The sequence below is a fragment of the Amaricoccus sp. genome, from assembly GCF_036846665.1.
In the GTDB taxonomy this organism is placed as follows: domain Bacteria; phylum Pseudomonadota; class Alphaproteobacteria; order Rhodobacterales; family Rhodobacteraceae; genus Amaricoccus.
Genome location: NZ_DAIUBO010000079.1, coordinates 1 through 16,213, shown reverse-complemented (window position 1 = coordinate 16,213; position 16,213 = coordinate 1). Strand labels below are relative to the sequence as shown.

The 16,213-nt window shown below is 69.7% G+C and carries 14 protein-coding genes; 7 read left to right on the top strand and 7 right to left on the bottom strand.

Annotation, left to right across the window (positions count from 1 at the left end):
* The 3 genes from V7050_RS09680 to V7050_RS09670 all read right to left on the bottom strand — a co-directional run.
* Window positions 1-1,190: TRAP transporter large permease (locus V7050_RS09680; protein ID WP_324410490.1), on the bottom strand; the 1,190-nt coding region annotated here is incomplete at its 3' end.
* Window positions 1,191-1,193: 3 nt separating this feature from the next.
* Window positions 1,194-1,817 (bottom strand): TRAP transporter small permease, encoded by a 624-nt coding sequence (locus tag V7050_RS09675; protein ID WP_324369196.1) that lies wholly within the window; start codon window positions 1,815-1,817, stop codon window positions 1,194-1,196.
* A gap of 91 nt (window positions 1,818-1,908) precedes the next feature.
* A complete protein-coding gene (locus V7050_RS09670) occupies window positions 1,909-2,916 on the bottom strand; it encodes a TRAP transporter substrate-binding protein (RefSeq protein WP_324369198.1) in 1,008 nt (335 codons plus the stop codon).
* A 220-nt stretch (window positions 2,917-3,136) separates the two neighbouring features.
* On the opposite strand from V7050_RS09670, the gene V7050_RS09665 reads away from it, so the two are divergent.
* Window positions 3,137-3,838: a rhomboid family intramembrane serine protease gene (locus tag V7050_RS09665; protein ID WP_324369200.1), complete on the top strand. Its 702-nt coding sequence runs from the start codon at window positions 3,137-3,139 to the stop codon at window positions 3,836-3,838.
* A gap of 125 nt (window positions 3,839-3,963) precedes the next feature.
* On the opposite strand, the gene V7050_RS09660 is transcribed toward V7050_RS09665, so the two are convergent.
* Together V7050_RS09660 and V7050_RS09655 are read right to left on the bottom strand one after the other, a co-directional pair.
* On the bottom strand, window positions 3,964-4,599 hold the full coding sequence (locus tag V7050_RS09660) for a DUF1109 domain-containing protein (RefSeq protein ID WP_324369203.1): 636 nt from the start codon (window positions 4,597-4,599) through the stop codon (window positions 3,964-3,966).
* Window positions 4,596-5,144 carry a sigma-70 family RNA polymerase sigma factor gene (locus V7050_RS09655; RefSeq protein ID WP_324369205.1) on the bottom strand — a complete coding sequence of 183 codons (549 nt, stop codon included), beginning with the start codon at window positions 5,142-5,144 and terminating at the stop codon, window positions 4,596-4,598. Before V7050_RS09655 ends, V7050_RS09660 begins: the two co-directional genes overlap by 4 nt.
* A 330-nt stretch (window positions 5,145-5,474) precedes the next feature.
* Here V7050_RS09655 and V7050_RS09650 point away from each other — a divergent pair, with 330 nt between their 5' ends.
* Together V7050_RS09650 and V7050_RS09645 are read left to right on the top strand one after the other, a co-directional pair.
* Complete coding sequence (locus tag V7050_RS09650; RefSeq protein WP_324369206.1) at window positions 5,475-6,278, top strand: YiiX/YebB-like N1pC/P60 family cysteine hydrolase; 804 nt, start codon at window positions 5,475-5,477, stop codon at window positions 6,276-6,278.
* 179 nt (window positions 6,279-6,457) lie between these two features.
* Entirely contained in the window at window positions 6,458-6,772 is a 315-nt protein-coding gene (locus V7050_RS09645) for a DUF6280 family protein (RefSeq protein WP_324369208.1), read from the top strand.
* A 119-nt stretch (window positions 6,773-6,891) separates the two neighbouring features.
* Here V7050_RS09645 and dnaE read toward each other — a convergent pair whose 3' ends face one another.
* The gene (gene dnaE, locus V7050_RS09640; RefSeq protein ID WP_324374085.1) at window positions 6,892-10,335 is read right to left on the bottom strand and encodes a DNA polymerase III subunit alpha; all 3,444 of its coding nucleotides are present in this window, start codon (window positions 10,333-10,335) and stop codon (window positions 6,892-6,894) included.
* A 122-nt stretch (window positions 10,336-10,457) separates the two neighbouring features.
* Here dnaE and V7050_RS09635 point away from each other — a divergent pair, with 122 nt between their 5' ends.
* The 3 genes from V7050_RS09635 to V7050_RS09625 all read left to right on the top strand — a co-directional run bounded on the left by V7050_RS09635 (window position 10,458) and on the right by V7050_RS09625 (window position 14,022).
* Complete coding sequence (locus V7050_RS09635; protein WP_324369126.1) at window positions 10,458-11,543, top strand: Zn-dependent alcohol dehydrogenase; 1,086 nt, start codon at window positions 10,458-10,460, stop codon at window positions 11,541-11,543.
* Window positions 11,540-12,760, top strand: a complete 1,221-nt coding sequence (locus V7050_RS09630; RefSeq protein ID WP_324410488.1) for a mandelate racemase/muconate lactonizing enzyme family protein — start codon at window positions 11,540-11,542, stop codon at window positions 12,758-12,760. Before V7050_RS09635 ends, V7050_RS09630 begins: the two co-directional genes overlap by 4 nt.
* A 254-nt stretch (window positions 12,761-13,014) precedes the next feature.
* The gene (locus V7050_RS09625; RefSeq protein WP_324369122.1) at window positions 13,015-14,022 is read left to right on the top strand and encodes a diguanylate cyclase domain-containing protein; all 1,008 of its coding nucleotides are present in this window, start codon (window positions 13,015-13,017) and stop codon (window positions 14,020-14,022) included.
* Here the strand turns inward: V7050_RS09625 and V7050_RS09620 are convergent.
* The gene (locus V7050_RS09620) at window positions 14,011-14,709 is read right to left on the bottom strand and encodes a TerB family tellurite resistance protein (protein WP_324369120.1); all 699 of its coding nucleotides are present in this window, start codon (window positions 14,707-14,709) and stop codon (window positions 14,011-14,013) included. The genes V7050_RS09625 and V7050_RS09620 overlap by 12 nt on opposite strands.
* 322 nt (window positions 14,710-15,031) lie before the next feature.
* Between V7050_RS09620 and V7050_RS09615 the strand changes: the two genes are divergently transcribed.
* A partial coding sequence (locus V7050_RS09615) for a hydantoinase/oxoprolinase family protein (protein ID WP_324410492.1) occupies window positions 15,032-16,213 on the top strand: 1,182 nt, incomplete at its 3' end.

Here is a 16,213-nt window from a genome sequence, read left to right as displayed (position 1 = left end):
GTGATCATGCCGATCTCCATGTTCACCACCATGATGATGCCGAGATGGATGGGGTCGATCCCGAGCTCGATGGCGATCGGGAAGACCAGCGGTGCCACGATCACCACCAGCCCCGAGGGCTCCATGAACTGCCCGCCGATCAGCAGGATCACGTTGACGATGATCAGGAACGTCACTGCGCCGAAGCCGGCGCTCAGCAGCGCGTCAGTGATCATCTGCGGGATCTGCTCGTCGGTCAGCACGTGCTTCAGGATCAGCGCGTTGGCGATGATGAACATCAGCATGATGGTCACCTTGCCGCTCTCGAAGAGCGCGTGCCGGGCGTCGCGATGCACCCAGGCGGTGACGAGCGCCCAGGGGCGTTTCAGGAGCGAGTGGTTGCGCTCGCCCACGGGATCATGCAGCGGCCCCATGTCGCGATAGACGAAATTCGCGATCAGGAAGGCATAGACCGCCGCCACCGCCGCGGCCTCGGTCGGCGTGAAGATGCCGCCGTAGATGCCGCCGAGGATGATCACGATCAGGAAAAGGCCCCAGCCGGCGTCCCGCGCCGAGGCGATCACCTCTTCCCAGCCGGCCCAGGGCTGGGAGGGCAGGTTCCGCCAGCGCGCGGCGATGTAGATGCCGATCATCAGCATCAGCCCTGCGAGCAGCCCCGGCAGCACGCCGGCGAGAAACATCCGCCCCACCGAGACATCGACCGCGGCGGCATAGACCACCATCACGATGGAGGGCGGGATCAGGATGCCGAGCGTGCCGGCGTTGCAGATCACCCCGGCGGCGAAGTCCTTGGAATAGCCCACCGAGGTCATGCCGGCGATGCAGATCGAGCCGATGGCCACGACCGTGGCCGGCGAGGACCCGGAGAGCGCGGCGAAGAGCATGCAGGCGAAGACCGCCGCAATGGCGAGCCCGCCGCGGAAATGCCCCACCACGGCGATGGCGAAGCGGATGATGCGCTTGGCCACGCCGCCCGTCGACATGAAGGTGGAGGCGAGGATGAAGAACGGGATCGCCAGCAGGGTGTAATGGCCGGCGAAGGCGTTGAAGAGCTGCTGCGCGATCGACCCCAGGGAGGTGTCGGAGAAGGCCAGCATGAAGATGATCGACGAAAGCCCGAGCGACACCGCGATCGGCACGCCGATCAGCATGAAGCCGATGACCATCAGGAAGAGGAAGACCACGTCCATGGCTCAGTCTTCCTTCGTCCTGGCGGCGGCCTCGGCGACCATGTCCTCGGCCTCGTGGCTGGCGATCATCAGCTCGGTCTCTCCGGTCCAGATCCTCCATCCGGCCTCGACGAAGCGGAACGTCAGCAGCGCCATGCCGAGCGGCAGCGCCGCATAGGGGATGAAGCGCGGCAGCTTCTCGTAGGGTTCACCCTCGTTGAGGATCGGCTCGATGAAGCGCAGCCAGTCGGGCATGCGGATGTCGTTGACCTCGTACCAGGCCTGCCTGCCGACGAAGGGCGCCCAGTACTGCCAGGACCCGACGAGCAGCAGCACCGCATAGACCACGCAGCAGGCCGCGGCGACGAGCGTCATGGCGCGGCGCGGTCCCGGCGGCAGCAGGCGCACCACCGCGTCGACGCCGAGATGGCCCGAGATCTTGACCACGTAGGAGGCGCCGATCAGCACCAGCCAGGCGAAGAGGAAGACGGTGGCCTCCAGCGCCCAGAGGATATTGGCGTTGAAGACGTAGCGGGCGACGACATTGGCGAAGGTGATGAGGGTCATCAGCCCGAGAAGGACCGCGATCAGCGTCTCCTCGATCTCGTTGACCGCACGCCCCAGCGCCGACTTCGGCTCGGCGGACATCGGTGTTCCCTTCCCTGTTCGGCTCGGCTCTTGACGGCCCTCGGTGGCGGTATCCGGTCCGCGGGATCGCCGCGGACCGGGGCCCCCGTCGCTAGTTGGTGACCTCGTTGTAGGAGACCGCCGATTCGATCACCTCCACGCCGATCTCGCCGGAGAACTGGTCCCAGACCGGCTTCATCGCCTCGACCCAGAGCAGCCGCTGCTCGGGCGTGAGCTCGCGGACCTCGGCGCCGGTGGCGATGATCGCCTCCTTGGATTCCTCCTCGATCTGCACCACGGCGGCGTTCCGCTCGGCGGTGACCTCGGCCATGATCGTGCCGAGCTGGTCGCGCACGTCGTCGGGCAGGCCTTCCCAGAAATCGGTGGAGACCACGACCATGTAATCGAGCACGCCGTGGTTGGTCTCGGTGATGCCGTCCTGCACCTCGAAGTACTTCTGGCCGTAGGTGTTCGACCAGGTATTCTCCTGCCCGTCGACCACGCCGGTCTGCAGCGCGCCATAGACCTCGGCGAAGGCCATCTTCTGCGGATTGGCGCCCAGCGCCACGAACTGCGCCTCGAGCACGTCCGAGGGCTGGATGCGGAACTTCAGCCCCGCGGCGTCCTCGGGCACCAGCAGCGGCTTGCTGGCCGAGAGCTGCTTCATGCCGGAATGCCAGTAGGCGAGGCCGAGCAGCCCCTTGCGCTGCATCGATTCCAGCAGCGCCTGGCCGTCCTCGGAATTCTGGTAGCGGTCGACCGCGTCTATGTCGGCGAAGACGAAGGGCAGGTCGTAGAGGCGCAGCTTCTTGGTGAAGGTCTCGAATTTCGAGAGCGAGGGCGCCGCCATCTGCACGTCGCCGGCCAGCATCGCCTCGAGCACCTTGTCGTCGTCGTAGAGGGTCGAGTTCGGATAGACCTCGACGCAGACCTTGCCGTTCATCTCCTCGTTGACGCGGTCGGCGAAGAGTTGTGCCGCGATTCCCTTGGGATGATTGTCGGCATTCGTGACATGGGCGAACTTGATCAGAATCTCGCCATCCTCGCAGGTGGCGAAGGCGGGGGCCGCGCCCAGCACGAGAAGGCTCGCGGCGGCGGTCAGGATGTGGCGCAGTTGCATCGGTTTCCTCTGTTGGTTCTTTTGTGAGTGTTTGACGGGACATGCGCCCGCCCGGTTATATTCCGGAATATCGCACGAATGCCGCGATCCGTTCAAGCGCGCTGCGAACAGGGCCTCCCCGGCGGCGCCGGGGCCTGTCGCGGCGTTTTCCCCTTGCGCCTCTCCCGGCGCGGCCGCAGCATGCGCCGATGCGATCGCGACACCCCGTTCCGGCGCCAAGATGAGCGGTCCGGGACTCACTCCGGACGGCCGACGCCTGCCGCGCGTGCTTCTGGCGCTGACCGGCTTCATCGCGCTCATCGAGGTGGTGCTGTCGCTGGCGGACGCAGGCGTGTTCCTCGATCCCTCGTTGCGGCTCCGGGTCTTCGCGGCCGGCGCCTTCTGGAGCGAACTGCTCTACGGCGGCCGTCCGCTCTTCGGCCTGCAGCCGGTGACAATGTTCCTCAGCCATGCGCTGCTGCACGGCGGTTTCCTGCACATGGCCATGAACCTCACGATCGTGCTGGCGCTGGGGCGGTTCGTCTCCGACCGCTACGGTGCCGCGAGCGTGCCGACGATCTTCGTCCTCGGCGCCGTGGCCGGCGGCGCCGCCTTCGGCCTGCTCTCCCGGGGCGGTTTTCCCATGGTCGGCGCCTCCGGGGCGGTCTTCGCCTTTCTCGGGGTCTGGATCGTCTGGGACTGGCGCCGTCACCGGGCGGCGGGGGCGCCGGTCGGGCCGGTCCTGCGCCGGGTCGCGGTACTGGCTGGCCTCAACGTCGTCCTCTACGTGGGCCTCGGCGGGATGCTGGCCTGGGAGGCGCATCTGGGCGGCTTTCTTGCCGGGCTCGCGCTCGGGACATGGTACGAGAACCGCCTCGAGACGGAGCTTCAGACCGCCAGGGCCGAGGCGCGCCGGCGCAAGGCGGTGCCGGACGCCGACTGATCCCGGCGGCCCTCACCCTCGACACGCAGCCCGCCCCGGGCCGCGCGGGGCGCGTCCTATTCCCCATCCAGGCGCCGTGTCATCAGCCAGGCGGAAGGTCTGTCGATCTGCGCCGCCGCGCCCCGCTACCAGCGCAGCAGCCGGCCGCCGGCATGGGCGCAGGCGAGCGTCACGACCAGGATCGCGACCGTGTACCAGGTCCCGTAGAAGAGCGGATTGTCGTCGGTGCAATAGAACGAATACATCGTCGCACCGGCGCCGGCGCTCATCAGCCCGGCCATGGCGCCGGTGAGCCGCGGCCGGATGCTCGCGCCGCGGCGCAGCAGCCAGAGGCTGGCGGCGGCGACGGGCAGCGAGATCAGCGGGATGACCGTCACGCAGCTGGCGATCCCGGCCTTGAACACCTCGGCCCCGATGGCGACAGGCGCGAGCCCCGCGGCCGCGGCGAGCATGGCGAGGAGGATCGCCGCGGGCACGAGGACGAGCAGATAGCCCCAGGGGCCGGGACGGTCTCCCGGCCGGCTGAGATGCAGCACCGTTCCGAGCGCGCCGACCGCCAGCGCCAGCGGCAGCAGCGTCTTGAGCACCACGACGAAATGGCTGAGCGCCGCGCCGAGATCGGGCCTCACGCCCATCAGCATGAGGAAGATGCCGCCGAAGAGCAGCGCCGTGGCGACCAGCGCCGCCGGCAGCACCGCCTCGACGGGGCGCGTCCGCTGCATGTCCGCCGCCATCGCCTGGATCAGCTGCTCGGTGTTCATTCGACCATGCTCTCCCGCAGGCCCGCGAGCTTCTTGAGCCCGCGATGCAGGGCGACGCGCACCGCCGATTCGGTCATGTCGAGGGCGGCGGATGTCTCGGCGATGCTCGCCCCCTCGAGCCCGATCGCCCGGACGATCCGCGCCGAGCGCGGATCGAGCCTGCCGATCATCCGCTCCGCGTCGCCGCGCACCGTGAGATCCACGTCCGGCTCGGCCGGGATCACCTCGGCGAAATCGTCGATCTGGACATGCACGACCCGACCCCGCGCCCGGAAGGCGTCGACCACCTTGTAGCGCACGATCGCATAGAGCCAGGGCCGCACCGGCAGGTCCTCCCGCCAGGTCTGGCGCTTCTGGTGGATCGCTAGCAGCGTTTCCTGCACGACATCCTCGCAAATCTCCGGCCCCAGCCCACCGCCGCGCGCCCGCGCGATCCCGCGCAGCACCGGCGTGATCGCGTGCAGGAAGGCGGCATAGGCGCGCTGATCTCCACGGTTCGCCGCGCGAAGCAACTCCTCGAGTGATCGATCGTTGCCGGGCCCCATGCCTTCACCCCTTCGTGCATCTGCCGGCAATTGTTACGCCCCGATGGCGGAAATCGGGCAAAGACTAAGGCGCGAAGGGGCCCGCGTGAACCGAAAACAGCCCAGACGGGCCCGGATCCCGCGCCGGCCGGGCCCCGCGGTAACGGCTTCGCGAGTCGGGGCCGCGCGGCGGCCCGGCTCCGCGCGCAAAGACCGTGACGCCGGCGGGATTTCCGGGCAGGATGGGCCCGCGGGACCCGACGCGGTTTGAGAGGTATTCGGTGATCACCGGCGAAATCTGTTCCGTTCGGGCGTTTCCGGCGCGCCCGGACAGCCTGACGGCACGGCGGCATGACCGAATACGCTGAGACGCTGATGGACCGGATCGGCCGCAAGCTGGCGGCCAGTCTGGAAACGCCTTCTCCGGGTTTCGTCCCCTATACCCATGCCAATGTCGCGGCCCTGCGCAAGGTGCTGGAGCCGGGCGACGTGCTGCTGATCGAGGGACACAACCGCATCTCGGTCGCGATCAAGTACCTCACCATGTCCACCTGGTCGCATGCGGCCATGTACGTGGGCAACGCGGTCGGGCAGGTCACGCCCGAGGGCGAGCGGCTCTGCCTCGTGGAGGTCAATCTCGGCGACGGCTGCATCGCCGCGCCGCTCTCGAAATACGAATGCTTCAACACGCGGATCTGCCGGGCGAACGACCTCACCGACGAGGACCGCGCCAAGGTCGTCGACTTCATGGTCTCGAGCATCGGCAAGCGCTACGACATGAAGAACATCACCGATCTCCTGCGCTACTTCCTGCCGACGCCGCCGGTGCCCGTGCGCTGGCGGCGGCGCCTGCTCGCCTTCGGCTCGGGCGATCCGACGCGGGCGATCTGCTCCTCGCTGATCGCCCAGGCCTTCGGGCGCATCCGCTACCCGATCCTGCCGCGCATCACCCGCGAGTTCCGTGCCGACCGGATGGCGCGGACCCAGCGCCGCGAGATCCTCGAGATCCGCCACCATTCGCTCTACGCGCCACGCGATTTCGACCTCTCGCCCTATTTCCACATCGTCAAGCCGACGCTCGCGACCGGTTTCGACTACCGGGGCCTGACCTGGAGCGATCAGACGGAAGGCGAGAAGACCCGCGCCGCCGGTTGATTTGTGCGCGCCATCGTCTATCTCTAGCCCGGTTCGGTTGCAGCTTGACGCTTCGTTCGGGGCGGGCTTCCCTGGTATTCCTCTGACGCATGGCGGCCATGTGATATTGGCATAGCTAAAGGCGTCATCGAAGGGTCATATTGCGCCGCAACAACCGAGAGAACGGGAAGGACGACGTAATGTTCGATTACGTGGACGCGGTCGCATACACCAACGATCAGGGCGCGCGCGCCCAGAAACTCTTCGCGGCGGTGGTTCTGGCCGCGCTCGACGACGCGATCGCAGACGACAAGAAATACGGCAACGGCCCCGAGGTCATTGCCCGCTGGGCGCGGTCGCGCGACGGGCGCGAGGTGCTGATGTGCGCGGGGATCGACCCCAACGAGCGCACCGTCAAGGGCATGATGGAATTCGTCCGGCGCGGCGTGCGCACCTCGGTGGCACTCAGCCGCGAGGAGAGCGAACGCCAGGCGCAGCGGGCCGAGGCCGCCTGAACGACGCTTCGGCCAACCCTTCCTTCCCAGGACAGACCGGTTGCTTTCGCCCGGCGCCTCGGCGCCGGTGAGCGCCGGGCCTGTCGCCCGCGAGCGACCCGCCGCGGCGCTGCCCGGGCTCAGAACTCCTCGAGATGGACCACCCCCGGCGCGGTCTTGAGCGCGCCGATCACCTGCGGCGTCAGCGGATAGCGCTCGGCCAGCTCGATCTCGACCTCGCCGTCGAGGTCGGGCGCGACGAGGACCAGTTCCACCGGCCCGCGCCGGAGCTTGCCGCCGCCCCGCGCGATGTCGGCGAGCCGCGCGGCCAGCGACGGCCCGGCCGCGGCATCGTTGACATAGATCCGCAGGCCGGCGTTGGCGGCGCCGGCGACGGCGATGTCGATGGGCTGCACGGCGCGGGCGAGCAGCTTCATCTCGTCGCCCTCGACCGTCGCCTCCACGGTCAGCACGACGCTGCGCCCGGGCTCGAGATGCTCGCGGGCGGCGTCGAGCACGTCGGAGAAGACCCGTACCTCGTAGAGCCCGGTGGGATCGGAGAGCCGCACGAAAGCGAATCGATTGCCGCGCGCCGACTTGCGCTCGTCCCGCGCCGCCACCGATCCGGCGATGCGGGCGACGGTCTGGCTCGACCCGGCCGCCTTGCGCAGCAGGTCGGCATGGCTGAGCACGCCCTCGCGGTGCAGCGCGCCCTGGTAGTCGTCGAGCGGATGGCCCGAGAGATAGAAGCCCACGGCGGCATGCTCCTGCGCCAGCCGCTCCACCGGCGACCAATCCTCCGGCTGCGGCAGGCGCGGCGCGGGAAGCTCCGCCGCATCGCCGAAGAGGCTGACCTGGGAGGAGGCCCGGTCCGCATGGGCGAGGGCCGAATGCGCCATCAGCGCCTCGAGGCTCTCGAAGACCTTGCGGCGGTTCGAATCGAGCGCATCCATCGCCCCGGCGCGCGCCAGCATCTCCAGCGCGCGCTTGCCGACGCGCCGCAGGTCGACGCGGGCGGCGAAATCGACGAGGCCGTTGAAACGCCCCCCCTCCACCCGCGCCTCCACGATCAGCCGCATGGCCTCGACGCCGACGTTCTTGAGCGCGCCGAGCGCATAGACAATCCGGCCTTCGGAGACGGTGAAATCCGCGCCGGAGCCGTTCACCGAAGGCGGCACCATGCCGATGCCGAGCCGGTCGACCTCCTGCTTGTAGGCCCCGAGCTTGTCGGTGAGGTGGATGTCGCAGTTCATCACCGCCGCCATGAACTCCACCGGATGGTTGGCCTTGAGCCAGGCGGTCTGGTAGCTGACCACGGCATAGGCCGCGGCATGGCTCTTGTTGAAGCCGTAGTTGGCGAATTTGTCGAGCAGGTTCCACACCTCCTCGGCCTTGGCCTTGGGCACGCCGTTGGCCTTGGCGCCCTCGATGAAGAGCGGCTTCTGCGCATCCATCTCGGCCTGGATCTTCTTGCCCATGGCGCGGCGCAGCAGGTCGGCGCCGCCGAGGCTGTAGCCCGCCATCTTGCGGGCGATCTCCATCACCTGCTCCTGATAGACGATGATGCCCTGCGTCTCGTCGAGGATCGGGTCGATGGAAGGGTGAATGCTCTCGCGGGGCTCGCGGCCGTTCTTGACGTTGCAGAACTTCGGGATGTTCTCCATCGGGCCGGGGCGGTAGAGCGCGACCAGCGCCACGATGTCCTCGATGCAGGTGGGCTTGAGCTGGCGCAGCGCGTCGCGCATTCCCGAGCTTTCCACCTGGAAGACCGCGACGGTGGCCGCCGCCGAATAGAGCGCATAGGCCGCCGGATCGTCGAGCGGGATCGCCCCGATGTCGATCTCCACCCCGCGCGCCTCCAGCAGGTCGAGCGCATTGCGGATCACCGTCAGCGTCTTGAGCCCGAGGAAGTCGAACTTCACCAGCCCCGCCTCCTCGACCCATTTCATGTTGAACTGGGTCGCCGGCATCTCCGAGCGCGGATCGCGGTAGAGCGGCACCAGCTCCACGAGCGGCCGGTCCCCGATCACCACGCCCGCGGCATGGGTCGAGGCGTTGCGCAGCAGCCCCTCGACGGCCTGGGCGATGCGCAGGAGGCGGGCGACCTGCGGGTCGCGGGCCTCCTCGCGCAGCCGCGGCTCGTCGGCGAGCGCCTTGTCGATCGAGACGGGCTTGACCCCCTCGACCGGGATCAGCTTCGAGAGCCGGTCCACCTGGCCGTAGGGCATCTGCAGCACCCGGCCGACGTCGCGCACCGCGGCCTTGGAGAGCAGCGCGCCGAAGGTGATGATCTGCGCCACCCGGTCGCGGCCGTAGCGCTCCTGCACATAGGCGATCACCTCCTCGCGGCGGTCCATGCAGAAATCGATGTCGAAATCCGGCATCGAGATGCGGTCGGGATTGAGGAACCGCTCGAACAGCAGCCCGTAGCGCAATGGGTCGAGGTCGGTGATCGTCAGCGCATAGGCCACGAGCGACCCGGCGCCCGAGCCGCGGCCCGGCCCCACCGGAATGCTGCGCTCCTTGGCCCATTTGATGAAGTCGGCGACGATCAGGAAATAGCCGGGAAAGCCCATCTTCTCGATCACGCCGAGCTCGAATTCCAGCCGCGCCTCGTAATCGGCCGGCTCGGCGGCAGGCGGGATCACCGCGAGACGGGCCTTCAGGCCGGCCCGGGCCTGGTCGCGCAGCTCCTCCACCTCGTCCTCGGCGAAGCGGGGCAGGATCGGCTTGCGCTTGAGCGGGCGATAGGCGCAGCGGCGCGCGATCTCCACGGTCGATTCCAGCGCCTCGGGCAGGTCGGCGAAGAGCTCCGCCATTTCCGATTGCGACTTGAAGAAATGCTCCGGCGTCAGGCGGCGGCGCGGTTGGCTCTGGTCGACATAGGCCCCGTCGGCGATGCAGAGCAGCGCGTCCTGGGCATCCGCCATCTCGCGCGCGGCGAAATGCACGTCGTTGGTCGCGACCAGCGGCAGGTCGAGGTCATGGGCGATGGCGACGAGCCCCGGCTCGCTCGCCGTCTCGGCCGGGGTGCGGCGCGCGTCGTTCTCCGGGTGGCGCTGGACCTCGACATAGAGGCGCCCGGGAAAGTCCCGCGCGAGCGTGGCGGCGAGCGCCCGCGCCGCCTCGGCCTTGCCCTCCCGGATCAGCACGCCTAGGGGCCCCGCCGCCCCGCCCGTCAGGCAGATCAGCCCTTCGGAATGCGCCCGCAGTGCCTCGAGCGGGACATGCGCCGGCGCCTCCCCCGCCTCGAGATAATTCGCGGTGCTGAGCCGCAGCAGATTGCCGTAGCCGGTCTCGTCGCGGGCGAGCAGCACCATCGGCGCCGCCGGGGCGGGGCGGTCGCCGGGCTTGGGCGGCGCATGGGCGACATCGAGCTGGCAGCCGACGATAGGCTGGATCCCGGCCTTGGCCAGCGCTTGCGAAAATTCCAGCGCCGCGAAGAGGTTGCCGCTGTCGGTCAGCGCCGCCGCCGGCATCGAATCCGCGAGGCAGAGCTTCGGGATCGCCTCGATCCGGATCGCCCCTTCGAGCAGCGAATAGGCGGAATGCAGGCGGAGATGGATGAATCGCGGCTGGCTCATCGGGCGAGCCTAGCAGCCGGATGGCCGGCGGCAAGCGGCTTGCCGCGCCCGCACTTTCGCTGTGGAAGTGGCGCGGCCGGTTCCGTATGAAATGAGCGGGAACCATCGGGATCGGACCCTCCATGCGCGCCGCCGTCTGCCGGACCTTCGGGCAACCCCTGGGCATCGAGGCGGTGCGCCTCGCAGCGCCCGGACCTAATCAGGTGGAGGTCCGGGTGGCCGCCTGCGCCATCTGCCATTCCGACATCGCCTATGCCGAAGGCGCCTGGGGCGGCGACCTGCCGGCGGTCTACGGCCACGAGGCGGCGGGGCGGGTGACCGCGCTCGGCCCCGGCGTGACCGGGCTCGCCCCGGGCGACAGGGTGCTGGTCACGCTGATCCGGTCCTGCGGCGCCTGTCCGGCCTGCGGCTCCGGGGCGCCGACCTCCTGCGACCACGCCTGGGACGCCTTCCCGAGCCCGCTTTCCGCTGCCGACGGAACGATCCTCAAGCACGGCATGAACACAGGCGCCTTTGCCGAATCGGTCGTGGTCGACCGCAGCCAATGCGTGCCGCTGCCCGACGACCTGCCGCTCGACCAGGCCTGCCTGCTCGCCTGCGGCGTGCTGACCGGCGTCGGCGCGGTCGTCAACACCGCGCGCATGCGTCCTGGCGCCTCGGTCGCGGTGATCGGCGCCGGCGGCGTCGGACTGAACGCGATCCAGGGCGCGGTGCTCGGCGGTGCTGCCCGGATCATCGCGGTCGACCTGACGCCGGAGAAGCTTGAGACGGCACGCGAATTCGGCGCCACCCAGGGCGTGCTCGCCGGCCCGGAGGCGGCCGCCGCGGTGCGGGCGGCGACCGCCGGGCGCGGGCTGGACCATGTCTTCGTCGCGGTGGCCGCACCGAAGGCGCTGGCGGATGCGCCGGCGATGCTCGCCGCCGGCGGCAGCGTCGTGGTGGTCGGCATGCCGGCGAACGGCACCAGCGTCGGCTACGACCCGTCGAGCCTCGCGGCGATGAACCAGAGCATCCTCGGCTCGCGCATGGGGCAGTCGGTGCCGGCGCGCGACATCCCCTGGCTGATCGAGCATTGGCGTGCCGGGCGGCTGAAGCTCGCGGAACTGATCTCCGGGCGCTACCCGCTCGAGCGCATCAACGAGGCGATCGCCGCGACCAGGTCCGGGGCGGCGCGGCGCAACGTCATCGTGTTCGAGGACGCACCGTGAAACTTCAGGATCTCGAGGTCCTCGTGGTCGGCAACCCGCCGCCCGGCTTCGGCGGGCGCTATTTCATCCTCGTCAAGCTCACCACCGCCTGCGGCATCACCGGCTGGGGCGAGGTCTATGCCGCCACCGTCGGCCCGGAGGCGATGCGCGCGGTGATCGGGGACGTATTCGCGCGGCACATGGAGGGCGAGAACCCCGAGAACATCGAATGGATGTTCCGCAAGGCCTATTCCGCGGGCTTCACCCAGCGCCCCGACCCCACGGTGATGGGCGCCTTCTCCGGGCTCGAGATCGCCTGCTGGGACATTCTCGGCAAGGCGCACGACCGCCCGGTGCACGCGCTCTGGGGCGGACGGGTCTGGGACCGGCTGCGCAGCTATTCCTATCTCTACCCCGAGCCGCACCAGGATCCGGCACGCTTCTACAACGACCCCGAGGCCTCCCCCGAGGCCGCGCGCGCCATGGTCGCGGCAGGCTTCACCGCGATCAAGTTCGATCCCGCCGGCGCCTATACCGTCCGGGGCGGCCACCAGCCGACGATGCCCGATCTCGACCGCTCCGAGGCCTTCTGCCGCGCGATCCGCAAGGCCGTCGGCGATCGCGCCGACCTGCTCTTCGGCACCCATGGCCAGTTCACACCCTCCGGCGCGATACGCCTGGCGCGGCGCATCGCGCCCTACGACCCGCTGTGGTTCGAGGAGCCGGTGCCGCCGGACCTGCCGCTCGACTTCGCCGCGGTCGCGGCCCAGTCGCCGGTGCCGATCTCCGCGGGCGAGCGGCTGACCACCAAGGCGGAATTCGCCCTGCTCCTGCGCAGCGGCGCGATCGGCATCGCTCAGCCGAACATCGGGCGGGTCGGCGGGCTGCTCGAGGCGCGCAAGATCGCGGCCATGGCCGAGGGCTTCGGGGTGCAGGTCGCGCCGCACATCTATTGCGGGCCGATCGTCTGGGCGGCGGCGATCCAGCTCGCGCTCTCGATCCCGAACTTCCTGATCCTGGAGACCATCCAGACCGGCGGCGGCTTCCACGCCGCGCTGCTGGCCACCCCGATCCGCTGGGAGCAGGGCTATGTCATCCCCCCGGAAGGCCCCGGCCTCGGCGTGGAGATCGACGAGGCGGTGGCCCGCGCGCATCCCTGGACCGGCACGCGGCTGCATCTGGAAATGAGCCAGGAGCCCCCCGACCCCCGCGGCAGCGACCGCTTCGCCGGCGGCTGAGGCCGGTCCAGGCACAACCCCGCCATCCGCCCGACCCCGTGGCGCCGCATTTCCTTCGTGGATTTTACAGGTGACAGATTCGCGGGGAAATGCGGCGCCGCCACGGGGGACGGTCTCCGTTTCGAAGTGATCACCGGATGACGGCCCGAGGCGCATCCCGAACGCCCCGTTAACCAAGCTTTCAAGAATCCTGTGGCTAGTCCTTCGGATGGATCCCGGCCTCCGGTGGCCCGGCATCCTCCGGAGTGCGCATCATGCCGAAGGCCGAGAAGATGCTTCTGCCGCAGGAGACGGGCCCGACGGGCGTGCTGGCGACGATCGGCCGGCGCCAGATCGACCAGAGCGAGCGCATCCGGCTGCTCGAAGCGGTGATCGAGAACTTTCCCGGCGGCATCTCGCTCTTCGACGACGACCAGCGCATGGTGCTCTGCAACCGGCAGCAGGTCGAGATGCTGGAATATCCCGAGGATCTGATCGCCAGGGACGACCTGCGCCTCGAGGACCTCTTCCGCTTCAACGCCGAGCGCGGCGAATACGGCGAGGGCGACGTCGAGCAGATCGTGCAGCGCCGACTCGACCTCGTGCGCCGGCGCGAGGCGCATTGCTACGACCGGACCCGGCCGAACGGCTCGATCGTCGAGGTGCGCGGCATCCCGCTCGAGGGTGGCGGCTTCGTGACCACCTATCTCGACGTCACCGAACAGCGCCGCTCCCAGGCGCTGATCACCCATCTCGCGCATCACGATCCGCTGACCGACCTGCCCAACCGGATGCTCTTCGGCGACCGGCTGCAGACGGCGATCTCCCACGTCAAGCGCGGCGGTATGATGGCGGTGCATTACATCGACCTCGACGCGTTCAAGCCGGTCAACGACGCCTTCGGCCATCAGGCCGGCGACGATCTCCTGGTGCAGGTGGCGGGACGCATGGCGGCCTCGGTGCGCGAGAGCGACACGGTGGCGCGGCTCGGCGGCGACGAATTCGGCATCGTCCAGACCCAGATCGAGCAGCCGGGGGACGCCGAGATCCTCGCCGGCCGCATGGTCGACTGCCTCGCCCGGCCGTTCCGCGTCTTCGGCCGGGAGGTGCGCATCAGCGCCAGCATCGGCATCGCGCTCGCGCCCGACCACGGCGAGATCGGCGACGATCTGCTGAACAAGGCCGACCGCGCGCTCTATTGCAGCAAGGGCCGCGGCCGGAGCCGCTACAGCTTCTTCGACCGGGCCGCCTGCAGCCGCTTCGCGCCGCAATCACGCATCTGAGGCTGCCGCCTTCCGGGCGGTAATCTCCTCCCAGGCCCGGTTGATCGCGCTCAGCCGCGCATTGGCGAGATTGACGGTCTCGGGGGGCAGGCCGCGGGCGATCATCTTGTCGGGGTGATGCGTGCGCACGAGCTCGCGCCAGCGCGCCCGGATCGTCGCCATCTCGGCGTCCCGCGGCACGCCGAGCACCTGCCAGGGATCGCGGCCGCGGCCCTCCAGATGGCGCGCCTCGATGCAGGCGAAGGCCTGCGGCGAGAGGCCGAAGACCTCCGCAACCGCGGTGAGAAAGCTCTCCTCGCCCTCGTGATAGCGGCCGTCGGCGAGCGCGATGTAGAAGAGCCCCTCGAGGATGTCCTCCAGCACGTTCGGCTGGTCGGCGAACATCCGCGCGATTCGCCGCGCATAGATGTCGAAGCCCGCCACGTCCTGCCGCGCGAGGTTGAAGACCCGCGCCGCCGCCGCCTCGTCCTTCGGCGCGATCTGGAACACGTCGCGGAAGGCCGCGACCTCCACCGGCCGCACCTGGCCGTCCGCCTTGGCCATCTTGGCGCCGAGGCTGACCACCGCGATGGTGAAGGCGACCGAGCGCTCGGGCGGCGTGCGGCGGCGGTCGAAGAACGCCGACAGCGCCTCGCCCCGCGCCACCAGCGCGGCCACCGCTTCGCTTATCCGGCTCCAGATCGACATGGCACCAGCCTAGCAGGGCTTGCGGCGGCGCACAAAAGCCAAAGCGGCCCCGATCGCGCGGCCGGCCGCCGATGCTTCGAGGTTGCACAGGCCCTGCACAGCGCATGGGCATCTAGGAACATCGGGGATGGGCAGTGCGGCCCACGCCTTCCGAACGGCCACCGCCGGGCTGCGCCCGCCCCCCCCCCGGGCCGGGCGCAGCCCTCGTCTTGTAGACGAACGGTCGAGGAAGACAGGATGAATTGCCCCGCCGGAGCCCTCCGCTCCCGCTTGCATCACCGGGGCGGGCGTGGTGAGTGGCGGAACGGCGGCGGAGGTGGTGATGGCCTGGGATTTCTGGATCGATCGCGGCGGCACCTTCACCGACATCGTGGCCCGCGACCCCGAGGGCGGGCTCCACCGCGCCAAGCTCCTTTCCGAGAACCCCGGGCAATACGCCGACGCGGCGCTGCACGGCATCCGCGGCCTGCTCGGCCTCGACCCCGAGGCGCCGATCCCCGCGGCGCGCATATCCAGCGTGAAGATGGGCACCACCGTCGCCACCAACGCGCTGCTCGAGCGCAAGGGCGAGCCGGTGGTGCTGGTCACCACCGCGGGCCTGCGCGACCAGCTGCGCATCGCCTACCAGAACCGCCCGCGGCTCTTCGCGCGGCACATCCTGCTGCCGGAAATGCTCCATGCCCAGGTGATCGAGGCGCGGGAGCGGCTGCGGGCCGACGGCACCGTCGAGCGCCCGCTCGACGAGGCGCATCTCGCCGCGGCGCTGGCGGCGGCGCGGGCAGGGGGGATGAACGCCTGCGCCATCGTCTTCGTGCACGGCTACCGGCACCGGGCGCACGAGGCGCGGGCGGCGGAGATCGCGCGGGCGGCGGGCTTCGCCCAGGTCTCGGTCAGCCACGAGGTCTCGCCGCTGATGAAGATGGTCAGCCGCGGCGACACCACGGTGGTCGACGCCTATCTCACGCCGATCCTGCGGCGCTACATCGACCGGGTGGCGGCGGCCTTCGAGGGCGACATGACCGGCAAGCTCATGTTCATGCAATCCTCCGGCGGGCTGACCGACGCGGGCCTCTTCCAGGGCAAGGACGCGATCCTTTCCGGCCCGGCCGGCGGGGTGGTCGGCGCGGTGCGCACCAGCCAGATCGCCGGCCAGGGGCGGATCATCGGCTTCGACATGGGCGGCACCTCCACGGATGTCTGCCACTATGCCGGCGACTTCGAGCGCGTGCTCTCGACCGAGATCGCCGGGGTGCGCATCACCGCGCCGATGATGATGATCCATACCGTCGCCGCCGGCGGCGGCAGCCTGCTCGGCTTCGACGGGGCGCGCATGCGGGTCGGCCCCGAGAGCGCCGGGGCCGATCCGGGGCCCGCCTGCTACGGGCGCGGCGGGCCGCTGGCGGTCACCGACGCCAATGTGCTGGCCGGCCGGCTCCGGCCGGAATTCTTCCCCGCGGTCTTCGGCCCCGGCGGCGACCGGCCGCTCGACGCCGAGGCCACCGCG